At 27.9% G+C, this 17,152-nt stretch carries 15 protein-coding genes; all 15 read left to right on the forward strand.

Annotated elements, in window-relative coordinates; all coding sequences use genetic code 11:
• Positions 1–6 precede the first annotated feature (6 nt).
• The 15 genes from COL3_RS05420 to COL3_RS05485 all read left to right on the forward strand — a co-directional run bounded on the left by COL3_RS05420 (position 7) and on the right by COL3_RS05485 (position 16,863).
• Positions 7–711 carry a glycosyltransferase family 2 protein gene (locus COL3_RS05420; RefSeq protein WP_008429141.1) on the forward strand — a complete coding sequence of 235 codons (705 nt, stop codon included), beginning with the start codon at positions 7–9 and terminating at the stop codon, positions 709–711.
• A complete protein-coding gene (locus COL3_RS05425; protein WP_008429140.1) occupies positions 711–1,313 on the forward strand; it encodes a hypothetical protein in 603 nt (200 codons plus the stop codon). Before COL3_RS05420 ends, COL3_RS05425 begins: the two co-directional genes overlap by 1 nt.
• Positions 1,314–2,035: 722 nt before the next feature.
• Positions 2,036–3,769 carry a Wzt carbohydrate-binding domain-containing protein gene (locus COL3_RS05430; protein WP_008429139.1) on the forward strand — a complete coding sequence of 578 codons (1,734 nt, stop codon included), beginning with the start codon at positions 2,036–2,038 and terminating at the stop codon, positions 3,767–3,769.
• A 398-nt stretch (positions 3,770–4,167) separates the two neighbouring features.
• Complete coding sequence (locus COL3_RS29505; protein WP_278286626.1) at positions 4,168–4,293, forward strand: hypothetical protein; 126 nt, start codon at positions 4,168–4,170, stop codon at positions 4,291–4,293.
• A 226-nt stretch (positions 4,294–4,519) separates the two neighbouring features.
• Positions 4,520–5,662 (forward strand): glycosyltransferase family 1 protein, encoded by a 1,143-nt coding sequence (locus COL3_RS05435; protein WP_008429138.1) that lies wholly within the window; start codon positions 4,520–4,522, stop codon positions 5,660–5,662.
• Between the two features lie 29 nt (positions 5,663–5,691).
• Positions 5,692–6,273, forward strand: a complete 582-nt coding sequence (locus COL3_RS05440; RefSeq protein ID WP_008429137.1) for a hypothetical protein — start codon at positions 5,692–5,694, stop codon at positions 6,271–6,273.
• 10 nt (positions 6,274–6,283) lie between these two features.
• Positions 6,284–7,447, forward strand: coding sequence for a hypothetical protein (locus COL3_RS05445; RefSeq protein ID WP_008429136.1), 1,164 nt, complete (start codon positions 6,284–6,286; stop codon positions 7,445–7,447).
• Between the two features lie 139 nt (positions 7,448–7,586).
• Positions 7,587–8,123 carry a Uma2 family endonuclease gene (locus COL3_RS05450; RefSeq protein ID WP_008429134.1) on the forward strand — a complete coding sequence of 179 codons (537 nt, stop codon included), beginning with the start codon at positions 7,587–7,589 and terminating at the stop codon, positions 8,121–8,123.
• A 123-nt stretch (positions 8,124–8,246) separates the two neighbouring features.
• The gene (locus COL3_RS05455; RefSeq protein WP_008429131.1) at positions 8,247–9,425 is read left to right on the forward strand and encodes a glycosyltransferase; all 1,179 of its coding nucleotides are present in this window, start codon (positions 8,247–8,249) and stop codon (positions 9,423–9,425) included.
• Positions 9,422–10,531, forward strand: a complete 1,110-nt coding sequence (locus COL3_RS05460; protein WP_008429129.1) for a glycosyltransferase family 1 protein — start codon at positions 9,422–9,424, stop codon at positions 10,529–10,531. Before COL3_RS05455 ends, COL3_RS05460 begins: the two co-directional genes overlap by 4 nt.
• A 70-nt stretch (positions 10,532–10,601) precedes the next feature.
• Positions 10,602–11,195 carry an adenylyl-sulfate kinase gene (cysC, locus tag COL3_RS05465; protein WP_008429127.1) on the forward strand — a complete coding sequence of 198 codons (594 nt, stop codon included), beginning with the start codon at positions 10,602–10,604 and terminating at the stop codon, positions 11,193–11,195.
• A 176-nt stretch (positions 11,196–11,371) separates the two neighbouring features.
• Entirely contained in the window at positions 11,372–11,947 is a 576-nt protein-coding gene (locus COL3_RS05470) for a Uma2 family endonuclease (protein ID WP_008429125.1), read from the forward strand.
• A 351-nt stretch (positions 11,948–12,298) separates the two neighbouring features.
• A complete protein-coding gene (locus COL3_RS29510) occupies positions 12,299–14,038 on the forward strand; it encodes a cell wall-binding protein (protein WP_008429123.1) in 1,740 nt (579 codons plus the stop codon).
• A gap of 136 nt (positions 14,039–14,174) precedes the next feature.
• Positions 14,175–14,477 carry an HI0074 family nucleotidyltransferase substrate-binding subunit gene (locus COL3_RS05480; protein WP_278286627.1) on the forward strand — a complete coding sequence of 101 codons (303 nt, stop codon included), beginning with the start codon at positions 14,175–14,177 and terminating at the stop codon, positions 14,475–14,477.
• A 703-nt stretch (positions 14,478–15,180) separates the two neighbouring features.
• Complete coding sequence (locus COL3_RS05485) at positions 15,181–16,863, forward strand: cell wall-binding protein (RefSeq protein ID WP_008429119.1); 1,683 nt, start codon at positions 15,181–15,183, stop codon at positions 16,861–16,863.
• Positions 16,864–17,152 lie beyond the last annotated feature (289 nt).

A 17,152-nucleotide genomic window follows, 5' to 3' on the forward strand; every position in this document is an offset into this window, starting at 1 on the left:
GTAAAAATGAAACTTTCAATTGTAATTCCTTGCTATAATGAGGAAAAGAATATTCCTCTTATCCTTAATAGATTTGATGAAATTATAGCAAGAGATGATATTGAAGTGATTTTAGTTAACAATGGTTCTAAAGACCAATCACAACAGGTTTTAGATGAATTATTACCACAATATAATTTTGCCAGAACTATTTTAGTACCTGTTAATAAAGGTTATGGATACGGAATTTTGCAAGGGTTAAAGGCTTGCAATGGAGAGTATATTGGATGGACACATGCAGATATGCAAACAGATCCTAAAGATGTTATTAAAGCATTAAATATAATTGAAGAATCAAAAGAAAATAAAAATGTTTTTATTAAAGGAAATAGAAAAAATAGACCTTTATTTGATCAGTTTTTTACTAGCGGGATGAGTTTATTTGAGACTGTGTATTTAGGAAAGAAGCTTTATGATATCAATGCACAACCTAACATATTTTCTAAAACATTTTTCGAAACTTGGGACAATCCTCCGAGTGATTTTTCTTTGGATCTGTATGCTTTGTATTTAGCACAAGCACAAAAGTTGAAATTAATTCGTTTTGATGTACTTTTTCCAGAAAGAATACATGGAGCATCTAGTTGGAATACTGGATTAAGTTCAAAATGGAAATTTATAAAGAGAACTATTGACTTTAGTATAAAATTAAAAAAAGGAGGAATTAAATAATGGAGTTTATTAGTCATAGAGTAAACAAAAAAGAAGAATTAATCAATTTACCCACTAAATATGGTGTAGAAATTGATTTAAGAGATGATTTAACTGGAAGAATATATATGGAACATGATCCTTTTAAGGACGGAGAAAACTTTGAAGAGTATTTAAAATCATATAAACACGGAAAAATGATTTTAAATGTAAAAAGTGAGAGAATTGAACATGAGATTTTAGAATTATTAAGAAAATATAATATAAAAGATTATTTTTTCTTAGATTCTACTTTTCCAATGATAAAACTTTTATCTGAAAATGGAGAAAGAAATATTGCAATTCGTTATTCAGAATTTGAAGGCATGGATACTGTAAGAGTTATGGCTGGCAAAGTAGATTGGATTTGGGTAGATTGTTTTACTAAATTGCCTATTAATAATACAATTTATAATGAAATGAAACAGTTAGGATATAAACTTTGCTTGGTTTCACCTGAATTGCAAGGGCAACCAGAAAAAATAAATGATTATGCTGAGCAGATAAAAGAGAGTAATATAGAATTTGATGCTATTTGCACGAAGGCATATAACATAGAATTGTGGAAAAAACTATTATTTTAATAATAAACAATTTATATTATGATAATAATTATTATTTTTGTAACAGGCAGTTTAAATTAATAAGATAATGCGGTTATACTACAATAATATTATCGGATTATATAGATTCGAGAATAAATATATAGGCAGAACTATATACCTTTCAGAAATTCAATATATAAATAATTGGAGATATTACAAAGTTTATTTTAAATTACAAGTTATGAAGATTATAACACTGAGTTTGAAGAATATGGAAGTTGTTTAAATAAGAAGTTTTATGGGATTATGAGCATTATGTACAATTATATTATGGTATATTATAGATTTTTCCGTATTTATAGATAGTATTAGGTAAATCAATAAAAAATAGCTTTGAATTTTTTGTGCTGAGTAAATCAGAAACTTTTAAGTGGATAATTATTGCATAAAATATAACAACCTTCAATTGTAATATGGGAGGTTGTTTTTTTATCTAAAATTGTTATCAGCAAAATTGTAATTAAAAGTGGTATATTTCTCGATGTATAAACTAAATTTCACATAAATTTCACATAATTATTTTATAATATAAGCTAAATTGTAATTTGATTGGAAACAAGTGTATATAAGTCTATCTTGCTATAATTTATTTTATAATATAACTTAAACGGCGAGACTTTGTATATTTATTATTATTTAAATTAATGAATAAATCAATTTTTCTATAGGTGAAATAAGATTATAGAGCAGAGGAGTTTTTTATGTACGATAAATATTTTTTTCTTCATATACCAAAAGCAGCAGGGACATCACTTTTTAAAATATATAATGATATTTTAGGAGAGGAAAATGTTAAACAATTTGTAAGCATTAATAAGGGATCAAGACAAATGGAAGTATTGAACAGGTATCCATTTCTGGGAGGACATACCAATTATTTAGAGTATTTAAAGTATTTTAGCGAAGATAGATATAGTATCACTTTTCTTAGAAATCCAATTAACAGATTTCTTTCACAATACTTTTACTATAAAAATAATGTGGGTGAAAGTAGAGAAACATCTGTTGTAAATGCAAAGAAACTTGATCTAAAATCCTATATTGAGCATTATCGACATATACAAAGATATGGTGATGTATTTAATAGGCAACTTTTGTGTTTTACAGGATTTCAAAAGTCTTCTTTAACAGACAATGAATTATTAGAAATGGCTAAAGAAAATTTATCTAAAATAAACTTTGTAGGAATATTTGAAGAATTTAACGACTCAATTGATTTGCTATGCTATGATTGTAAATTGCCACTAGTTAATAATATACCTATAGTTAATGTAACTAATAAAAAACCAGCTTATGCTGAAATAGATGGAGATACATTAGAACTGATTAAAGAACTTAATGATTTAGACTCTCAGTTGTATGAATATGCACTTAAGCTTTTTAATGATAAGAAAAGACAAATATTACAAGATGCTGTAAAAAGAAATTACGAAAGTTTTAACTCATATTCTAAGAATGTTTTGAATTTAGATACAATTATAAATGATAAAGAAAATTTAAAAAAAGGTTATGAAGCTATTAGTAGTGAAAATAAAACACAAACTAATATGAATTGTGGATCTGGTGAAATAAAGATTATAAGTGCACGTGTGTACAATAGTATTAATGGAAGTTTAGTAATAGAGTCTGGTGGAGATGCCTTTATTGAAATTATTTTTAAATCATCTATTAAAGCAGAAAATATAATGGTTGGATTTGTAATTGAGGATGAATATGGGCAAAAAATTTATGGAACAAACAGTTTATTGTTAAATCAAAGAATATCTGTTGAAAAAGATGAAAACTATTGTGTTATATATAGTTTGAATATGAATGTAGCAGAAGGAAAATATAAATTAAATGCAACACTGCATTCAGACAAATGTTATTCTTTATGTTCAGAACTTGAAAATAATTTCCATAGATTATTAGATTTACATATAGATGAATGCTATCATTGTCATAATAATATAACTGAATTTATAATAGAAGGAATTAAGGGAACAGTATTTGAAGGAATAGCTAAGTTAGAACCAAGTTTATTATCAAGCAAGGTACAAATTATGGATAAGACAGATAAGGAAATTGCTGAAAAAATTTCTCTTAAGATTAAAGAAATATCCAATGAAGTGGAAGAAAAATCAGTATTTTTTTGTATCGTTGATCTAATGAATTGTACGCCTAAAATTATTAATAGTACTGGAGAGAATCCGATACATATATCTTATCACTGGCTTAATGAAAATGGAGATACCGTTACTGTTTTTGATGGGGAACGGTCACTTATAACTCCATCATTATTGCCATTTAATCATAAAGAATATAAATTAAAAGTTATAAGTCCTGAAAGGGAAGGTAAGTATAGATTAAGGGTTACACTAGTTCAAGAAGGGATAGCTTGGTTAGATGAGCTGAATCCTTGTTTATCAGAAGATGTAATTATTGAAGTTAAATAATTAAACTATGCTTTGAAATAAGTTATGGAGAAAATATATCTTAACTATAGAGTTTGGTTATAATACTTTTAGAAAGTAATGAACTATCTTTGTAAACTAGAAAATAGCAGTGTATATATTTTAAGAGAAACTTATATAGTGAATTCAGAAATTTGGCTATGCTTTGGTCTATAGGGAAGGACAGTGCAGTTTTGCTGTGGCTGAAAAGAAAGGATTTTGGGGTCATGTCCTAATACATATAATACATATGTATCCAATTACAAAATTCCCCAAATGATTATATATAGTGGGAATATGTAAGGATGATGAAAGCTTGATATGATATATGGTCAAAATAAAGCAGCACTAGAAAGCCAAAAGACTCTTTCAGATGGGAAAGTTAGAAGGAGTCAATACTGTTGATAATTAAGAACAGAAACTTAAAAAATACTTTAAGTAGTGAAGGCGTAAGATATGGATCAAATCATGAAACAGGTAATTATGAAGTTGGTAAGAATGAGGAACATTTTATCCACCCAATATAGAAATGAGAGAGTTTGATAGAAAAAAATATGACAACAATTTTATTGAAGTTTATGTTAATGCAAGTTTATATACATGCATTTAATTTTGCAGGAAATCTTTTTAGATAGAGATGGAAGAGAATATATAAATTTGTTAAAATAAATATATTAGTTATTTATGCAATGTAGATAATTTTATATTTACATTATTAAAGAAGATTATTTATATGATGCGAAGGGATAAAAAATGAAAGTATCACTAGAATTACATCCATGTCTAAAAAATAGATCAGGAATAGGAATTTATACATATGAAATATCAAAAAATTTGCAAAAGTTTAAGGATATAACTTTATGTGGAGACATATTTAATTTTATTAATAGAAATAATATAGATATAGATTTAGAAGAATTAGATTTTGAGATTAATATATTCGCCTTATTTCCTTATGGAGTTTATAGAAGAGTGTGGCATTATATACCTATAAAACATAATTGGTTATTTAATGATAAAGCTGATATATATCATTTTTTCAATTTTATAGTACCACCTAGTATAGATGGTAAGGTTATTACTACAGTTTATGATATGACATATGAGCTTTATCCAGAAACAATGGATAAGAGGAATCTAAAAAGACTTAAAACTGATATGCAGTATAGTGTAGAGCGGTCTGATAAGATTATTACTATATCTGAGAGTAGTAAAAAAGATATCATGAAATTTTTAAATATAGATGAATCTAAAATAGAAGTCGTATATTGCGGTGTAGACTATGATAGATTTAATAAATCTTATTCAGAAGAAGAAAAACTTAAGATAAGAGAAAAGTATAATTTACCTAAGGATTATATTTTATATATGGGAACTTTAGAGCCTAGGAAGAATATAGAGTCAATAATTGAAGCTTTTGAAATATTTAAAAGAGAAGATGGTTTAGCAAATGAAAAAGTAAAATTAGTAATAGCAGGTAAAAAAGGCTGGCTTTTTGAAAGTATATTTAATTTAGTTGATAAGTTAAATTTAAAGGATGAGGTTATTTTTACTGATTATGTAGATGAAAATGATAAGCCACTAATTTATAATATGGCAAGTTTATTTCTTTTCCCATCTTTATATGAGGGGTTTGGAATACCAGTGCTTGAAGCTATGGCTTCATCAGTTCCAGTTATAACATCTAATGTATCTTCGCTTCCGGAAGTAGCAGGAGATGCAGCTATTTTAGTTGCTCCAAAGGATATCAAGTCTATTGCCAAGTATATGAATGAAATTTTAATTAATGAAGAATTGAAAAAGGATTTAGTGAAAAAAGGGCATGAACAAGCAAAGAAATTTACGTGGGAAGCTTCAGCGCAAAAAGTGTATAATATTTATAAAGAGATAATATAAGATAAAACTGACAAGAGGAATTTAGATTTATGAAGAAATGTATTATGAACCTATTGAAATACATAATAGCCATATGCCTTATTGTTTCATATTTTTTTATATTGTTTAATTCTATAAATATTAATGTGCCATTAGAATATAAAATGTATTATATAAAGAAACAGCTTATGGATTGGCCAGGAATTAATGGGCTAGATTATTCTTTAAATACTAATTTAATGTTTAGTTTAGAACATAAGGATAATTTAGTTAAATGTAGGGGTAATGGATGGAATAAAATTGAAGATGATGGAACATGGACGCAAGACGATGCAAAGTTATACTTAAATTTAAACGATGAAGTAAGTGGTGATAAAACGTTAAAATTAGTTTTAGGAAAGGCTATGCCAGATACTACGGTGCATATACTTATTAATGATAAAGAATTATTATCATTTAAGCCATTGCAGGATAAACAAGAATATGAATTTAAAATACCAAAGGAATTTCTTAAAGATAAATTTTTATGCCTGAATTTTAAAGTAGATAATTGTAATTATATTAATGATACAAACAATTATCATAAGAAGATATTAGCTGGAATTTTTATAGAAAGCATTAATTTATTGTAGGGGGTGCACTTTGGATTCGAATAATAGATTCTCATATAATTATAAAGGAAAAAAATATAATATTATTATAATAATTTTAGCACTAGTTATATTATCTAGATTATCAATGTACTTGTTGTATAAATTTGGTGGTGGAATATTTTTTGAAGGAAGAGGATCATTCATAGATGCATTTAATATTTGGGATGCTGGATGGTATAGAAGTATTATAGAGAATGGGTATAATACTTATTTTAATATAAATCAAAATGGACAGGCTAATTGGGCGTTTTTCCCATTGTATCCTATTATAATAAAATTAATTCATTTAATACTTCCCATAAATATTAATATTTTAGGAACTGTTGTATCAACAATATTCTTTGCTGGTGCATTAATAATGAGTTATTTATATATACTTGAAACTAGAGGCAATAGGAAAGAGGGGGTATTATTTGCTATTATAATGTCCTTTGGTGTATACAGTTTTTATTTTTCAGTTCTATATACTGAATCCTTGTATATATTTTTATTAATAACTTCTTTATATTTTTTGCATAAGAGAGATTATCTTTTAGTAGGTATATTTGGTGCACTCTTAAGTGCAACTAGAAATATGGGGGTAATGTTAGTTTTTGCAGTTGCTGTTCAGTATGTGTATGATTATTTTAAAAATAATAAAAATATTAAAATGTTTCTTTTTGACACATTTAAGAATTCAGATTTAATTTTAGGAATATCATTAATTCCACTAGGATTGTTCTCATACATGGCGTATTTGTGGAAATTGGTAGGAGATCCAATGGCTTTTTCAAATGTTCAAATTGCTTGGGCGAAAACAATATCCAATCCAATAAATAATTTAGTTAACGTATTATCTAATAAGGGAAAGGCTGCATTTATCTATTTATTAATGTGGGTCATATTTGTGGTTGTTTGTGTAATATGTCTGATAATTCATAAAAGATATGTCGAAGCTGTTTTAGGGGCAATATTTATTCTTATTCCACTTTCAACAGGTTTAGCATCACTTCCTCGCTATATAATAGGATCATTTGTTTATTTACTGGCATTCTCAGATATAATTATTACATTAAATAAAAAATTTTTAACAAGGTTAATAATTATTGGGCTTAGCATGAGTGAAATAATTTTATTAATTTTATGGTTTAGAGCTTCAAACCTTGTATGTTAATTTCAAATATATAATGGCTGTTTCGCAATTAGTATATATATCATATAGATATTACTAAAAATACATTTCTGTTTTTATTTTAATTGAATTGATAATATTATATAATAATATTATAGTAATTGAGAGGATGTGTTGATTGATGAATACTGAAAAAGGTAAATATGTTTCACCAGAAGAATTTGAAATTATTCAAGCTTCTTATGAATGTAAGATTGAATATGATAACGGTAATATAATAATGCATTCAGACACATCAGATTATCATAATGAAATAGTGGGGAATGTTGCTGCGTATTTAAAACTTTATCTAAAAGGAAGTAAATGTAAAGTCAGAATAGAGCAAATAGAAGTTATTTTTGATGAATATCATAAATATAAACCAGATGTATTTGTTGTATGCGAAGAAGCTTCTATGAAGGGTGAAAGTTATACTTCTATACCTAAAATAATTTTTGAAGTAATTTCTAAAAGTACAGCAAGTCATGATAGAATTACTAAATTAGAGTTATATCAAAAATATGGAGTATTGGAATATAATATGGTTGAACAAAACGGTAATATAATTCAATGCACCTTAAAAGATGAATATTATTCAATTAACACTTATCATCATGGAGATATTTATGTTAGTTCAGTATTTCCAGATTTGAAAATTCGTTTAGAAGATATTTTTTGAAATAATTATTTCTATATAAAGTTGTACCCAACAGAGAATATAAGTTTTCTGTTGGGTTTTGTTTTATCTTATGTTATTATGATTTTATTATGAAATAGATTATTTATATGAGGTAATAAAATAGTGAAGATTTTATATTTAACCGCAAGGCAGCCTTATCCTGTAACTAAAGGTGATCAAATAATTGCTTATGAACAAATAAAAGAGCTTAGTGATAGACACGACATATTTTTAGTTTCATTTTACAATGAAGATTGTGATGTATTATTAAATGAAATGAATAAATATTGTAAGAAAATTTACCTCTTTAAGGATAGCAAAATAAAGCAATTAATAGCGATGCTAAAAACTTTTGTTAACTTTAGTTCAATACAAGCTAATTGTTATTATAGATATAATGTAAATAAAAAAGTAAAAGAAATTTATAATGAAATTAGGCCAGATATAGTACATGTTCAAAGCTTTAGAATGGCTAAATACTTCTTTGATGATAATATTAAGAAAAAGAGTATTGATTTAATTGATGCGTATTCTTTAAATATGCTAAATAGAGCTAAAAAGGCTAAGAATATACTTAAGCCATTATGGTATATTGAATATCATCTTTTAAAAAAGTTTGAAAAAGATATTTTGAAGAATTATAAATATAAACTTATAGTAGCTAAAAGAGATAAAGATTATTTAGAAGATGAAAGCATAGTAATTAATTATAATGGAACAAGTTTGGATAATGAAAATAAACAAGAAACTATTGGGAAAGATAATATAAATATAGTTTTCCAGGGAAATATGTCTTATTATCCTAATGTGCAGGCAGTAAAATTTCTAATAGAAGAATTATTACCTAAGATAAAACTAATATACCCTAAGATAAAACTTTCTGTAGTTGGTAGTAATCCAAGTAAGGATATATTAAAATATAAAAGCGAACAAATTGAATTTACAGGCTATGTTGATTCTATGAAACCTTATCTTAATGCGGCTGACATGGCTATATATCCTATTTTTTCAGCAACAGGAATTCAAAACAAGGTATTAGAAGCTATGGCAAGTAAAGTACCATGTATAATATCTAAAGAAGCGGCCTTAGGTGTGCCAGGTTTAATAGATAAAAAAAATATATTAATTGCTGATAATTTAGAGAAATATATAAGCTATTTTGAATTTATATTAAATAATAAAGCTAGTATTAATTCAATAGTAAATGAGGGATATAATTTGATTAAGGAAAAATACTCTTGGAAGAGGCATGTATCAGTTCTTGAGAATACATGGATAGATAAAGTGGTGAAGGAACAGTGAAGATAGTAATAGATATAAGAAAACTTTCAAATAAGCCTAGCGGTATAGGCATGTACATTTATAACTTTATAAAAGGTTTAATGAATTACAGTGACATGGAGATAGTCGGAATAACAGATGTGTTGGTAAGCAACGAAATTTTAGAGTTGAAAGCTTTAGGTTTAAAGATTATTGAATATGGAAAAGAAGTAAATAATAATTTTGAAGTATTTAAATATTTTAAGTTTAGTGAAAATGTTATAGAAAAGGAAAATCCAAATATTTTTTGGGAGCCTAATTTTATAATACCAATTAATCTTAAGAGAAAGTTTAAAAATGTAAAATTTATAATAACTATATTTGATTTAATACCTATATTAAATCCTGAATTTTGTTCTATGCAATACAGACTATACTTTAGATATTTTTTATATAAAACAATTAAGCAAGTGGATAATATAATATATATTTCAGATACTGTAAAAAAACAATGTGAGGGTAGATATAAAGTTATAGAAAATAAAAAGTCATTATTAAATTATGTAATTATAGACAAAGAAGAATTTAATGCAATTAATCCAAAGGATTATAACTATTTTTTATTTATAGGCAATATAGAAGAAAGAAAAGGAATAAGAATTTTACTAGATGCCTATGAAAAGTATATTGAAAGTAGTGGAAATAAAACTCTTAAAATTGTTGGAAGCATTAGGGACAAAAGTATCGAAAGTTTAATTGATGATAAAATCAATAAACATAATGGTAAAATAGAATATTTGGGGTATGTGGATGCTAATACAAAAAATACTTTAATTCAAAACAGTTCAGCATTAATATTTCCGTCATATGTTGAAGGGTTTGGCATTCCACCTGTTGAAGCTCTAATGTGTGGAAAACCTGTTATAGTAAGCAATATTGAAATATTTAGAGAAATATTAGGTGACAATGGAAATTACTTTGATATTACGGGCAATTATAAGCATAGTGTAAATATGCTGTGCGATAAAATGTTTGATTATAAAATAATAGATAATGAAAGCAGAGAAAAACTTATACAAAAATATAGTTCTAAGTATTTGTCAGAGAATTTAATAAGGTTTTTAGAAACTATAATCAAAGATAATTGATAAAAAAATCACTAAAGAATTAAACTTAAATTTTTATTAGTAGCATAATATAAGTAAGGAGATAAACATTATGACAAAAGAGAACCTAGTGTGGCAAGATGGAAAGGTAACATATGAAGAAAGGTGCAAACTTATTAATCAAAACGGATTAGTTATATGGTTTACGGGAATGTCGGGTTCGGGTAAATCAACTATTGCAGTAGAACTTGAAAAAGAATTGATGCAGAAAGGTAAATTAGTATATAGATTAGATGGAGATAACATAAGACATGGGCTATGCTCAGATTTGGGGTTTTCTGAAGAAGATAGAACTGAAAATATTAGAAGAATAACAGAAGTAGCTCATTTATTTAAGGATGCTGGAGTTATTACCCTTGTATCATTTATTTCTCCATTAGAATCAATGCGTAAATTAGCAAGAGATAAAATAGGAGCAGATTCTTTTGTTGAAGTATATGTAAAAGCAAGTGTTGAGACTTGCATTAAAAGAGACCCAAAAGGTATGTATAAAAAAGCTTTAGCTGGACAGATAGATAATTTCACTGGAATTTCAGCTACTTATGAAGAGCCAGTGAATCCAGATATTGTTGTTGATACAGAGACTTTATCTGTGGATAAGAGTATTGATGCCATTTTAAGTTACATAGAGAGATATATTGAATAGAATTGGATTAAATAATAATGAATTCAGACACATCAGATAATTCAATGTACTTTAAAAGATGAATATTATTCAATAAGCACTTATCATCATGGAGATATTTATGTTAGCTCTGTATTTCCAGAGTTGAAAATCGATTTAAAAGATATTTTTAATGATATGAACGAGGAGACGTAATTGTGGAATTCGATGAAATTAAACAATCTCTACTGAAAGAGGAATGGATTGATAATATAAAATATATGTCCACAGGGCCTAGATATAATCATATAGAAATACAAGGAGAATTATATTTACAACTAAGAAATTATTTTAAAAAATCGTGTAATGTTTCAATAGAAGCTTCTTTATTTTTAACTAAAGAGGACCCATCAATTATTAAAGCTGATAAAAATTCAATTGATAATTTAATAAAATTAAAAAAAGCTGAATTAGCCCCTGATGTTGCGGTTTATTGTGACAAGAGCCAAGTTTTTTACAGAGGTTATATAGGTATTCCTCAGTTAATTATAGAGGTATTGAGTCCATCAAACTCAGACGATGATCTTATTGTAAAAAAAGATTTATATGAAGAATATGGAGTGCCGGAATATTGGATTGTATCACCAATGAGTAGAAAAATATGGATTTATTCATTAGTAGAGAATAAATATGAGTTAAAGCATAGTTGCACATTAAATGATAAATTCAAATCTGTAAGATTTGAAGATTTAGAAATAGATTTATCAGAAGTTGAATTAATAGATGAAGAGTAATAAATAAAATGCAGGAAAGCAGATGAGCCGATTAGCTCACCTGCTTTCTTAATCAAAGGAGAGATATTTTTTATTTAAGCTATTTCATATTGAGTAACTTTTCTTTCAGTTAATTTAGCAGAGCCTTTTTAACAAAGGGCTCAGACTTTGTAGTGAATACATTTTTTTATTTGTTTTTTTGCAAGGATTATGTGAGAGGATATAGATTTAATAATGCATATTGCAATTACAGTAGAAAATTACGATTTAAGAGTAGTTTAATACTTTAATTATGTAAGGATATGTTATAATACTAAATATGTAGCATATTTCATAAATGATGAAAAATAGGGGAATTCAGGAGGGAAAAATATGTTCAAAAGAGTAAATAAGATAACATCTTTGTTAGTAGCTGTTGCGGCAGCAGTCTCAGTAATGCCGGTAGGGGTAAGTGCCGCAAGCACTGAGAAAATAAAATCAGAAAATGGAGAAATATATAATGCTGTAGCATATAAAGATGGAAATTTTTACATAAGCGGAAAACCAAGTAAAAAGAATGATGCTGCTTATTATTTAAGTAATGGAAAGTATTCAGAGTTAAAGGATGTAAATTCTGAAGATAAGGCTGAAGCTTATGGAACTAAGTATGTTGAGGTAAATGGCGGAGATAATTATGTTGACCTAACAAGCGGTAAGGTAAGTGACGAGGAAATAAGAAATAAAAACTTAGATGATGTTGCAGTGGCACTACGAAGCAAGATTAAATCTGACAACGATGGAAGATATGATGATAGTGATGCAAAGAATGTTCACGATATAACTGAACTTCCAAAAGCTAAGTTTTCAGAAGGCTGGTATTCAGCAGAGTACGAAATAAAGTCAGTTGATGAAAGCACAAACGGTGGAGCGACTAACTTTAGCGTTTATACTGATAAAAGTGGAAAATACATTGATGCAGATTATAATTTGGGAAAAATAAAGGTTAAATTAAGCAACAGTAAAACAGCTACAATTGAAAATACAAGCGACTCGGATGATGATGTAAGAGGAAGTGTTAAAGATGCTAAAGTTATTGGACAAGATTCGAGTAATATATATAGATTGGCAACTATTACTTTAAAATCTACAGCTTCAGATGCAACTATTAGAGAAGTCAATGGAATAACTTTAACTGATGCTACGGATGCTTATACCTTATCTTCAGATAAAACAAGTGTAAGTTTTGAGGCTATTCAGGTTATATCAAAAGATCAAGCTTCTAAAAAGGTGGATGGAATAAAATATGCAAGAACTGTAGCTACTTATGCACTTGCAGATGCAGATGGTAAAAAGATAGATTTATTGAATGAAGAGGATACTTCATTTACAATTGCAGATGGAAAATTAGTTAATTATAAAATTAATAGTGATGAAGTTGAAGCTGAAACTATTGGATTAAAATATAAAAGCTCAGATTATTATATTGAAGTAAAAGGTGATGACAAGGTAAAACTTCAAGATGGAGAAAATTCAGTTGATATTGATAGTGAGGGGAATTTGTGGGCATTATCGGATGATACAATTTATAAATTCGATAATAACAAAGATTTTGAAAAAGCTTACAATGTAGATAAGGAGTACACTAATATTTCAGTGTACGATAAGGATAATCTAGTTGTTTGGAGTTCAAATGATGAAATATATTCAATAGTAGAAAAGGCAGCAACATCAGATGATGCTGACTCAACTGATACGGATGCTAATACTAATGCAGGTAATACTACTACAAATAATAATGCTAATCAAACACCAACATCTAATACAGTAAAAGCAGGTTGGGTTCAAGACTTAAATGGTGCTTGGAGCTACAATAATGCAGATGGAACTAAATATAAAGGCTGGTTATCTTCCGGCAGCAATTGGTACTATATAGATGATAATGCAATAATGTCTACAGGTTGGAAATTAGTTAATAACAAGTGGTATTATTTGGATAAGGTTTCGGGAGCTATGCATACAGGCTGGTTAAATGATAACGGAACTTGGTATTATCTAAATGCATCAGGTGAAATGCTTACAAATACAACAGTAGGCAGCTATAAACTAGGAGCAAATGGAGCTTGGATTAAGTAAGACTCCAAATATTTGATTTGGATAGTCTTACTTACTCTGTGAGCAAATAAGACTCTAAAAGGAAGTACTTTAACTGGGATGAAATTAACAGTTTTATCCTGGTTTTTTGTTTTATTAAAATATAGTATGGGATATAATTAGAGACAGCCTTATTCAGAGATTTGAATTTACCTACGAACTTACGCACAAGACACTGAAAGAATTTATGAAGTACCTAGGAGTAACTCTTGAAAATTCCTTTCTAAGAACTATCTTTAAAAAAGCGTACGTAAATAATTTAATAAGTGCTGACAAAGTTTGGATTAGTTTACTAGAGGATAGAAATTCCACGTCACATATGTATAATGAGAGTTTAACTGATGAAGTTGCAAAAAGAATAGTAGAAGAATATATTGATGCAATAGGTGTATTGATATTAAATTTAGAAAAATTGTTATAATTTAATTTAGAAATATTTTGAGATAAATTAGAAACGTTCTTATGTTTGTAATAAGTTAAAAGAGCGCTTCTTTTTTTATATATTTATGTAGGTAATAAAATTAAAGTTCGTGTTAATTTTAAATATGATACCAAAAATGAAAAGTAAGTATGTATATATATTAGGACAGCAAGAATTAAATCACAAGAGATTTATAATTTTAAAATAAATGTCGATATTTTAAATATTTAGTCGAATCATTAAGCTGTTGTTAAGGTAAAGATAATAAAATAATATCTGACGGAAAGAAATTATAGCACCTAAAATTGAAGAAAGTGTTGTATATAATAAGGGGAATAGATAACTTTGAATAAAATATATTAAATGGTTGTGTAAAAATGTTCTTGTTATTTTCGAGTAATAACTATAAGAAAGTGTCTTTTATTGTTCCGATATTTGTAAAAAATGTAACCTATTTTTAGCAATATAGTATGTAAATTGACATGATAAGGATATTTTTAGATAAATAAAAATATTTGATTCAAAAAATATTAAAAAAAACTCCATTTAAATACAAAAATTCAACAAAAAGTGTAGACAATATTATATAAAGTTGCTATAATAATATTCGTAAACCAAATTAATATTCAAAAACCAAAATATTATTTCTAAACTAAATAATTACTAATAAACCAAAAGATAAAACTTTAGGAGGAATATACAAATGATAAAAAGAATGAGTAAAGCAACATCAATATTAGTAGCTGCGGCTGCAGTAGTTTCATTAATACCTGCAACTGGTGTTAGTGCAGCAACAAAAACATTAGAAACAAAACAAGGAACTATCGAAAATGCTATAGCGTTTGACGGTGGAAAATATATCTTCGAAGGATATAAAACTGATAATGATCAAAGTGGTCTATACTTTAATGCTGGAGATGCAGACAAGCAAGTAAATAACACTAATGGTGATAGCATCACAGGTGATACTGTAGAAAAATATGGTAGCGAATATGCTAAAGTTCAAGATGGAAGCGATGAATACTTAGTTGATTTAGCAAATGGAAAAGTTTTAGATAATAATGCATCAGACAATAATTCAATCGTTTCAACTAAATTAAAATCAACTTTAGCTAAGACTGATAGATATAGTGGAGTAACAGGTGTATCATTGACTCAAGTTGATGGAAGTCAATTTGGAGATGTTTGGTATTCATACTCAACAACTACAAGTGGCGGAGCATCATTCAATGGATATGTTAATGATGCAGGAAAATATATCGATACTGATGATACTGCAAATATGTATGTAACTACAGGAACTGGAACTGCAGCAAAGACAATAAAAGTTGAAGAATTTAACAAAGCAAATACAGGAAGCAACGTTGTTGTAACTATTAGCCATGTTACTGAACTTGCTCAAGATAAAGATTACTTATATAGATTAGTAGATGTTAATATTACTGGTGGAGCAAAATCAACAGCTACTTATATTCAAAAGATTTCTAAAGCTCAAGGAACAACAAAAGATAAAGCTTATCTTCCAAACAGCGTAACTTCATATGAAGTGGCATCTTCTTATAATTCAGATGATGCAGCTGCAGCAAATACAGCTATTCATGATACTGATACATCATTTAGAGTTATAAATGGAACTATTTATGCTATTAAAAATGATGGAAGCAAGGTTACTATAAATACTATTAAATTAAAGAAAGATAAAGTTGTTGCAACAGGAGATACTACAAACACTAAATTAGATGTTTATTTAGCAGAAAAAGATGTTAAACAAGATCAAGATATAGCTGGAAGTGATGCAGTATCAATTGATGTAGACGGCAACGTATGGGCATTAAACAAAGGAACAATTTATAAATTCGATGGAAGCAATTTCAATGCTGTTTATACTGTTGATAGATCATTCAACTCTTTAGATGTATATAATGCAGATAGTTTAGTCGCTTGGGAAGCAGGACAAGATGCTTATGCAGTAGTAGATAACAGTCAAGCTACTACTACTCCTCCAGTTACAACTCCAGTAGTAAACAAAGGGTGGGTTAAAACTGATGCAGGTTGGACATTCTATGCTGCTGATGGAACTCAAACTAAAGGACAATGGGTTAACGATGGTGGAGTTTGGTACTACATCAAAGCTGATGGAATCATGGCTACAGGCTGGATTCAAGATGGTGGTAACTGGTACTACTTAAATGGATCAGGAGCTATGAAAACTGGTTGGGTTAACGACAATGGAACTTGGTACTTCTTAAAATCTTCAGGAGCTATGGCTACAGGTTGGATTCAAGATGGAAGTAACTGGTACTTCTTAAACGGATCAGGAGCAATGCTTGCTAATACAACTGTTAATGGATATAAATTAGGAGCTTCAGGAGCTTGGATTAAGTAAGACTCCAAATCTATGATTTGGTCAGTCGAACTTACTCTGTGAGCAAGTAAGACTCCAAAAGTGAATGCCCAAATTTTATATTTGGAAACATGAACTTTCCCTGTGGGCATCTTTGATTCGGGTAGTTTAGAGTGGTGAATTGTGAGTCGAGTTTGTTTGCTCTTTCTTGAACTCACCCCTCTACCACACTAAAGATAAAAATTTACTTCTTGTCTATTACTATTAATATACGAAGTAAATATAGATAACTAAAGACAAAAGGTTTAAGACTTTAAGTCTTAAAACAAAA

It is taken from the genome of Clostridium sp. LS, assembly GCF_002760435.1.
Taxonomy (GTDB): Bacteria; Bacillota; Clostridia; order Clostridiales; family Clostridiaceae; genus Clostridium.

Excerpts from the sequence above, each read along its gene's own strand:
- COL3_RS05425 (WP_008429140.1), top strand. The coding sequence starts at position 711 with ATGGAGTTTATTAGTCATAGAGTAAACAAAAAAGAAGAATTAATCAAT.
- COL3_RS05420 (WP_008429141.1), top strand. The coding sequence starts at position 7 with ATGAAACTTTCAATTGTAATTCCTTGCTATAATGAGGAAAAGAATATT.
- COL3_RS05430 (WP_008429139.1), top strand. The coding sequence starts at position 2,036 with ATGTACGATAAATATTTTTTTCTTCATATACCAAAAGCAGCAGGGACA.
- COL3_RS05485 (WP_008429119.1), top strand. The coding sequence starts at position 15,181 with ATGATAAAAAGAATGAGTAAAGCAACATCAATATTAGTAGCTGCGGCT.
- cysC (WP_008429127.1), top strand. The coding sequence starts at position 10,602 with ATGACAAAAGAGAACCTAGTGTGGCAAGATGGAAAGGTAACATATGAA.
- COL3_RS05435 (WP_008429138.1), top strand. The coding sequence starts at position 4,520 with ATGAAAGTATCACTAGAATTACATCCATGTCTAAAAAATAGATCAGGA.
- COL3_RS05450 (WP_008429134.1), top strand. The coding sequence starts at position 7,587 with ATGAATACTGAAAAAGGTAAATATGTTTCACCAGAAGAATTTGAAATT.
- COL3_RS29510 (WP_008429123.1), top strand. The coding sequence starts at position 12,299 with ATGTTCAAAAGAGTAAATAAGATAACATCTTTGTTAGTAGCTGTTGCG.
- COL3_RS05440 (WP_008429137.1), top strand. The coding sequence starts at position 5,692 with ATGAAGAAATGTATTATGAACCTATTGAAATACATAATAGCCATATGC.